General features: G+C 38.5%; 5 protein-coding genes, 14 tRNA genes and 2 rRNA genes. 1 reads left to right on the top strand and 20 read right to left on the bottom strand.

Translation table 11 applies throughout. From position 1 onward, the window contains the following. Positions 1–612 precede the first annotated feature (612 nt). The 4 genes from NC799_RS17860 to NC799_RS17875 form a co-directional block, all read right to left on the bottom strand. Positions 613–1485, bottom strand: coding sequence for an SDR family oxidoreductase (locus NC799_RS17860; RefSeq protein WP_272447801.1), 873 nt, complete (start codon positions 1483–1485; stop codon positions 613–615). 93 nt (positions 1486–1578) lie between these two features. Continuing rightward, positions 1579–1932 carry a DoxX family protein gene (locus tag NC799_RS17865; protein ID WP_272447802.1) on the bottom strand — a complete coding sequence of 118 codons (354 nt, stop codon included), beginning with the start codon at positions 1930–1932 and terminating at the stop codon, positions 1579–1581. A gap of 15 nt (positions 1933–1947) precedes the next feature. Next, positions 1948–2319 carry a DoxX family protein gene (locus NC799_RS17870; protein WP_272447803.1) on the bottom strand — a complete coding sequence of 124 codons (372 nt, stop codon included), beginning with the start codon at positions 2317–2319 and terminating at the stop codon, positions 1948–1950. Positions 2320–2420: 101 nt separating this feature from the next. Beyond that, positions 2421–3278: a VOC family protein gene (locus tag NC799_RS17875; RefSeq protein ID WP_272447804.1), complete on the bottom strand. Its 858-nt coding sequence runs from the start codon at positions 3276–3278 to the stop codon at positions 2421–2423. 198 nt (positions 3279–3476) lie between these two features. Between NC799_RS17875 and NC799_RS17880 the strand changes: the two genes are divergently transcribed. After that, positions 3477–3839 (top strand): winged helix-turn-helix transcriptional regulator, encoded by a 363-nt coding sequence (locus NC799_RS17880; protein ID WP_272447805.1) that lies wholly within the window; start codon positions 3477–3479, stop codon positions 3837–3839. 676 nt (positions 3840–4515) lie between these two features. Here NC799_RS17880 and NC799_RS17885 read toward each other — a convergent pair. From NC799_RS17885 to NC799_RS17960, 16 genes are all read right to left on the bottom strand, one after another. Continuing rightward, a tRNA-Leu gene (locus NC799_RS17885) sits at positions 4516–4597 on the bottom strand. An 11-nt stretch (positions 4598–4608) separates the two neighbouring features. Continuing rightward, positions 4609–4682 (bottom strand) — tRNA-Cys (locus tag NC799_RS17890). A gap of 8 nt (positions 4683–4690) precedes the next feature. Beyond that, positions 4691–4765 (bottom strand) — tRNA-Gly (locus NC799_RS17895). A 6-nt stretch (positions 4766–4771) separates the two neighbouring features. Beyond that, a tRNA-Gln gene (locus NC799_RS17900) sits at positions 4772–4846 on the bottom strand. A 20-nt stretch (positions 4847–4866) separates the two neighbouring features. After that, a tRNA-His gene (locus NC799_RS17905) sits at positions 4867–4942 on the bottom strand. 8 nt (positions 4943–4950) lie between these two features. After that, positions 4951–5021 (bottom strand) — tRNA-Trp (locus NC799_RS17910). A gap of 23 nt (positions 5022–5044) precedes the next feature. After that, a tRNA-Tyr gene (locus NC799_RS17915) sits at positions 5045–5130 on the bottom strand. A gap of 11 nt (positions 5131–5141) precedes the next feature. After that, positions 5142–5217 (bottom strand) — tRNA-Phe (locus tag NC799_RS17920). A gap of 24 nt (positions 5218–5241) precedes the next feature. Beyond that, positions 5242–5318: transfer RNA gene (locus NC799_RS17925), tRNA-Asp, on the bottom strand. A gap of 71 nt (positions 5319–5389) precedes the next feature. Next, positions 5390–5466, bottom strand: a tRNA-Met gene (locus tag NC799_RS17930). 21 nt (positions 5467–5487) lie between these two features. Next, positions 5488–5563: transfer RNA gene (locus NC799_RS17935), tRNA-Val, on the bottom strand. A gap of 39 nt (positions 5564–5602) precedes the next feature. Further along, positions 5603–5677, bottom strand: a tRNA-Glu gene (locus NC799_RS17940). 25 nt (positions 5678–5702) lie between these two features. Continuing rightward, positions 5703–5791 (bottom strand) — tRNA-Ser (locus tag NC799_RS17945). 4 nt (positions 5792–5795) lie between these two features. Continuing rightward, positions 5796–5870: transfer RNA gene (locus tag NC799_RS17950), tRNA-Asn, on the bottom strand. Positions 5871–5880: 10 nt separating this feature from the next. Then, positions 5881–5996, bottom strand: a 5S ribosomal RNA gene (gene rrf, locus NC799_RS17955). 379 nt (positions 5997–6375) lie between these two features. After that, positions 6376–6458 (bottom strand): 23S ribosomal RNA (locus NC799_RS17960); the annotation flags it as partial.

A 6458-nucleotide genomic window follows, 5' to 3' on the forward strand; every position in this document is an offset into this window, starting at 1 on the left:
CCCGTAGAGGCTCAAAGTCAAGTGACAAAATGGTACGTTCTAACTTCCAATAGAACACTAGACTTTTAACGCTATAAACAAGTTTATGTTCCTTTATAAATTTGTCCAGTTTAGTGTTGACATACCAAAAATAGCATTAAAGACTATTGAAGATATGTACGATGAGGAATAGTTGATCCATATATTAAAGTCATAACAAGGTCAACAATCCGATTAATAAGGTAAATATAAAATGATAACTGACAGAAGCACTCAGAATATTTCTGAGTGCTTTTTGCTATGTCTTTTTAACTAAGTGTGACCGTCAAGTAAAATGACACAATTAATTGGAAATTTAGTTAAAAACCTTATATGATCCATATGATTAATATAATTATTCGCGGCAATATATTTTTAAAATATATAAAGAGCCTATATAACAAGTAATGTATAAAAACTTGCATAATTTAGGCTCTTTAAGCTACTTCTTTGTTTAGGCAAAGGCAGGTTATCTTAATAAACAATGAGGTTAATAAAAAAGGATAATCATGGAATTTTATCTATCTGTTTTTTGTTATACGAATAAAAAAGACCGACCCTATTTGTGATTCACTTAAGGTCGGTTCAGTTCAATTATTTATTTTGGGTAATTTCATTAACAATTTGAGTAAGTGCCTCTTTAATTGGCGTAGCTGGACGACCAAGTAATTTTTCGAAATCATTACTATCGAAATCTAATGAGCCTTCTCGAATGGTTCTTTGGATATCAACAAGTATAGGAATAATGAAATCTTGTATGCCAGCATCCTTCATAATATTGGCATAAGTAGCATCATCTACTTGTTGAATAGGAATTTCTTTCCCCAGTACATCCCCAAGCACAGAAACAAGTTCTTCTTGAGTCAAAGGCTTACCAGAAAGCTCATAAATAGTATTTTCATGTCCATTACCGGATAATACCGTAGCTGCTGCTTCGGCATAATCTTGTTGCAATGCCCATCCTACTTTTCCATCTCCTACTGATGTTACCCAAGGTGATCCCGCAAGAGCACCTTGAATGCTTGGAATTTCATTCTCCCAGTACCAATTATTACGTAAGAAAGAATAAGGTATTCCTGTTTTCATAATCGCTTCCTCAGTTGCCTTGTGCGTTGGTGCCATTGGGTTTGTACTTTCCTGCGCATTTGTTAAACTGGTGTACGCAATAAATTTAACACCCGAACGCTCTGCTGCATCTACTGTATTAGCATGCTGACGGATTCTTGTTTCATTGTCTCCATCCGCTGAAATAATTAATAAGCGCTCAATTCCTTCAAAAGCAGAATCCAATGTTTCCGGATGATCAAAATCCCCTTGTCGAACTTCTACACCACGAGTCTGCAATTCTTTTGCTTTCTCTGGATTACGAACACTCACAGCCAGTTGACTAGCTGGTACAGTCTTCAATAGAATTTCTGTAACTTTGGTGCCCAATTTTCCTGTTGCTCCTGTTAATAATAATTTCATTATTTATCTCTCCAATCTTTTTGTTTAATTATTACTTGGTACATTCACCTCATTGATGACAAATGAACAATAAGGTAACTTCCATTTATCCTCCTAAAAACGTCCGATAGCAACAAATATGGCTAGTGCAAGAAAAATAATATTCATCCCAATTGCCTGATTTTCTTTTCTTTTAGCATGAAAACCAGCAGCTAATATCATCACGATTCCAAGACCAAGTGCTGCAATCGGTGTTAAAATAGGAGCGATTCCTAAAGCATAAGGTAAAATTAAACCTAATCCGCCTAAAAGTTCTGATACTCCAATAAATGTAACAAACCCTTTTGAATAATCTTTTACCCAAGGTAAGCTAGCCTTGGCTTTCTCATATTGAAATGCCTTCATAGAACCGAACATAATAAAAGCTAAACCGAACATAATTTGAACAATCCATAATGCAATATTCATAATTTACCTCTCCTTTTATACTGTTTTTGTTTTATTTATTTTTCTCTGACCAAAAAACAAGATGACGGCTAAAGTAAGAAGAATCAAAGGTGTCATTGCTACACCAAAACCTTGACCTGCAATAAAGTGCGTGAATACTGCACCAGCCATAACAACCACTAATAATCCACTGAAAATAGGAACTAAGTTTTTCTTCCAAAAGCCAATAACTAATCCAATCGCTGCTATGATTTCCACTACACCTACAACATACATTAAGCCAGTTCCGTAACCATAAATGTTGGTAAATGCATCTACCTGCGTTGGATCTCCACTAACTTTCATAAACCCAAACATTAAAAACCCAACTGCTAATAATCCTTGTAAAATTCGAACTGTCCACTTCATCGTAACAATTCCTCCCTGTTTTAAATTATTTTAATTAATTTCTAAGAATCATCTTAGGAATGAGGCACATAATTGCACCGTAGCCTTAGCTATACAAGATATTAACAGTACAACTGAATTCGATTCCCAGATGGATCCTCTGTAAAAAATCCTCCATTTTCTGCTGTTACTAGATAACCCAAAGTTTCTAGTTTCTCTATTATTGCATTTCTTGTTTCATCATCTGGTAAAACGAATGTATATAAGAGCATTCCCACACTATTCGGATTAGGTTTTGGTGCATTTTTCCCATTCCAAATATTTGCTGCAATATGATGGTGATAGCCCCCACTAGAGAAAAATACTCCTTGATTTTGTATAACAATGATAATATCCAATCCTAGACCTTTATGATAGAATTCTTTTGTTTTTTCTAAACCGGATACATGCAAATGAATATGACCAATAATGGTATCTTTAGGGATGCCATTCCATTTCTCCCCGTCTGCTGCTGCAATGACGCTTTCTACATCCATTGGACCATTTTTTGAAAAATCTAGTTGTCCTGTTTTGTCTCTCCATGTCGATGGATCAGTATCTACAGCTACTTCAATACCATTGCCATCAGGATCCGCAAAATATAGAGCATCATGGGTCCCGTGATAAGAAGCACCTTGTAAAGGATACTTTTCCTTTAAAAGAAGAGTGATTAGCTTCCCTAAATCTTTACGGGAAGGAAGAAGTAAAGCATAATGATACAAACCAGTTGTTCCTGTTTGCTTGGGCATGATACCTTCAGGTTGTTCGATTGTAAGCAAAGGTGTTATCCCATTTGCTGTCAATTCCACTCTATTTCCCGATTGATTTAATAGTTGAAATCCCATTAAGTCTTGATAAAATTCGAGAGATCTAGTCAAATCTTCAACCTTTAAATGGACGTGATTTACAAATGTATTAGGTTTACTATGATAAGGATACATTTTCTTTCCTCCTATAATTTGAGTGAATTTATCTCATTGCTAAAAACAAGGTTAACCAAGAATAGAATTTATTAGTGCTGTTATTCATTACTGTTCAAACTGAACTACTAAGGTTATAATAAATGCTAAGGACATTTAAAGGAAGTAGGCACATTAATGTATCGTAGTATACAAAAAGTAACCTAAGGAGGAAATAGCGTGGTTCATGAATGTAAAAGTAAAAGAACTGTTGAAACTGCTCTCGAAATCCTTGTTGGAAAATGGAAGCCTGTCATTCTTTTTCATCTTATAGATCAAGGAACGTTGCGGTTTAGTGAACTTCAAAGATTAATTCCTGATGTAACGAAAAAAATGCTAACCACTCAACTAAGAGAATTGGAATATCACGATATAATTAATCGCAAGGTTTATGCACAAATCCCTCCAAAAGTTGAATATTCCATAACTGAATACGGAGAAGGGTTAAAGCCTGTATTATTGTCCATGCATGAATGGGGATTAACACATCTAGATCATTTGGATGATCTTTATGGGGAAAGTCAAGAAACAATAGAAAAATAAAAGGAGCTATATTTGGTACTGCACCCAAAAAGTTAGAGTGAAAATCTAACTTTTTGGTGTCGCTACCTTTCAGCTCTTTTTTACCATTCGTTATTAGTCTAAACTGCCACTAGTTAGTGCAACAAGCACAACTTCACTAATGTGCATAATTTTACGTAGAATTTCTATGTTGCTGTAATACCTATTACTTTATTTTCAACTCCAACCTCATTATTTCAATAACTTCAACAAAAGAATGTCAATCCTTCTTGGATTAACACCACTATCAAACCTATATTTTAACAGCTTACATACTTCAAGTTCCCGCGTAACTCTCTCGAAACCTATAGTCTTTTTACTTTCTTGATATTTATAACAGCTTAATTTTAAGGAAAAATTATATTCATGTTCCAGTCTTCTATACTCATCAATTTTAACATGATCTTGTGTAACCAAACTGTTTCGTTTGTTGATAATACTATTTTGTACCTTTCATATAATAACTAAAAGTTGTTAATTAAATGTGTAACAATTTGTGCAAAATATATCAAGTAATGTGTAGGATTTGTGTAATTCAAAATCAATTCCTATCTTTTTCTAACTTAACGCTCCAAAACAAAAAAACTCAAAAACATTATTATATCAACGTTTTTGAGTCATTTATATTATTTAATCTAAACCTATATTTACTTGGTAATACCGGTGGCCGGGGTCGAACCGGCACTCCAGAAGGAACACGATTTTGAGTCGTGCGCGTCTGCCAATTCCGCCACACCGGCATAAATAGAAATGGAGGCGGCAACCGGATTTGAACCGGTGATAAAGGTTTTGCAGACCTCTGCCTTACCACTTGGCTATGCCGCCTTAATTTCTGGAGCGGAAGACGGGATTCGAACCCGCGACCCCCACCTTGGCAAGGTGGTGTTCTACCACTGAACTACTTCCGCATATAATGGCTGGGCTAGCTGGATTCGAACCAGCGCATGACGGTACCAAAAACCGTTGCCTTACCGCTTGGCTATAGCCCAACGTTAAATCAAATAAAAAATGGGGCGGCTGATGGGAATCGAACCCACGAATGCCGGAACCACAATCCGGTGCGTTAACCACTTCGCCACAACCGCCATAAGAGCAGGGGTAGTAGGAATCGAACCCACACTGGAGGTTTTGGAGACCTCTGTTCTACCGTTAAACTATACCCCTATAATCTTAAGTATGAAATTAAATGGTGGAGGGAGTAGGACTCGAACCTACGAACCCGATGGGAGCGGATTTACAGTCCGCCGCGTTTGGCCAACTTCGCTATCCCTCCACAAATAAAAGTGGTGGCTCGGGACGGAATCGAACCGCCGACACACGGATTTTCAGTCCGTTGCTCTACCGACTGAGCTACCGAGCCATAATTAAAATAGATTAAGTAAAATGGCGGTCCGGACGGGACTCGAACCCGCGACCTCCTGCGTGACAGGCAGGCATTCTAACCAACTGAACTACCGGACCATAGATTTTTTTGCAACAGCAAAAAATATCTTACCTTTTAATTCTCTCTCTATTACTAAAAAAAAGTAATTTGGTTGCGGGGGCAAGATTTGAACTTGCGACCTTCGGGTTATGAGCCCGACGAGCTACCAGACTGCTCCACCCCGCGACAATAATATTATTAAATTAATGGTGGAGGATGCAGGGCTCGAACCTGCGACCCCCTGCTTGTAAGGCAGGTGCTCTCCCAGCTGAGCTAATCCTCCATATACACACAAGTAATATTCCTTCTATAAAACAAACATTGGTGACCCGTACGGGATTCGAACCCGTGTTACCGCCGTGAAAGGGCGGTGTCTTAACCGCTTGACCAACGGGCCATAAGTATAAGTAATATTAAAGTGACGGAGAGCGAGGGATTCGAACCCTCGGTACGGTGTTGACCGCACACACGATTTCCAATCGTGCTCCTTCGACCACTCGGACAGCTCTCCATTATGGCTCCACAGGTAGGATTCGAACCTACGACCGATCGGTTAACAGCCGATTGCTCTACCACTGAGCTACTGTGGAATGGATATAAGCCTGGCGACGTCCTACTCTCACAGGGACAAAGTCCCAACTACCATTGGCGCAAAAGAGCTTAACTACTGTGTTCGGCATGGGAACAGGTGTGACCTCTTCGCTATTGCCACCAGATCTTTATGAGTTTACATCCAAGTGTTAGATGTTTTTTATGACAAGAAATATTATACCTGTTTCTCATCAAAAATCAAGGTTTTTTTTTGCACCTTAAAAACTAGATAAGAAGGTGGTACAAGACATAGTTCAGTCTAGCTACGACTCCCAAATCCTCTCGTTATAAGCAATACCTCTCCAAGGGTGAAAATTCACACCCTTTCCGCGGTCTTGCTTATCCCGGCGGATTTAACCGGTCGTCTTCGCTTCCTTATTCAGTCCAGCTTCGCGGGCTAGCCACTCGTGACATAAGCGTTCACCTTCAGTGACCAAGATCAGGTCACTTACGGCGCTCCGCTTATGCATGTCGTGGCTACCAAGCCCGCTACGCTTCCTATTTTTAGTTAAGTCCTCGATCGATTAGTATCCGTCAGCTGCACATGTTGCCATGCTTCCACCTCGGACCTATCAACCTCATCGTCT

This window comes from Aquibacillus salsiterrae (genome assembly GCF_028416595.1).
Lineage (GTDB): Bacteria > Bacillota > Bacilli > Bacillales > Amphibacillaceae > Aquibacillus_A > Aquibacillus_A salsiterrae.

Bases quoted from the DNA above. Each gene is read 5' to 3' on its own strand.
- NC799_RS17860 (WP_272447801.1), bottom strand. From the start codon at position 1,485: ATGAAATTATTATTAACAGGAGCAACAGGAAAATTGGGCACCAAAGTT.
- NC799_RS17865 (WP_272447802.1), bottom strand. From the start codon at position 1,932: ATGAATATTGCATTATGGATTGTTCAAATTATGTTCGGTTTAGCTTTT.
- NC799_RS17870 (WP_272447803.1), bottom strand. From the start codon at position 2,319: ATGAAGTGGACAGTTCGAATTTTACAAGGATTATTAGCAGTTGGGTTT.
- NC799_RS17875 (WP_272447804.1), bottom strand. From the start codon at position 3,278: ATGTATCCTTATCATAGTAAACCTAATACATTTGTAAATCACGTCCAT.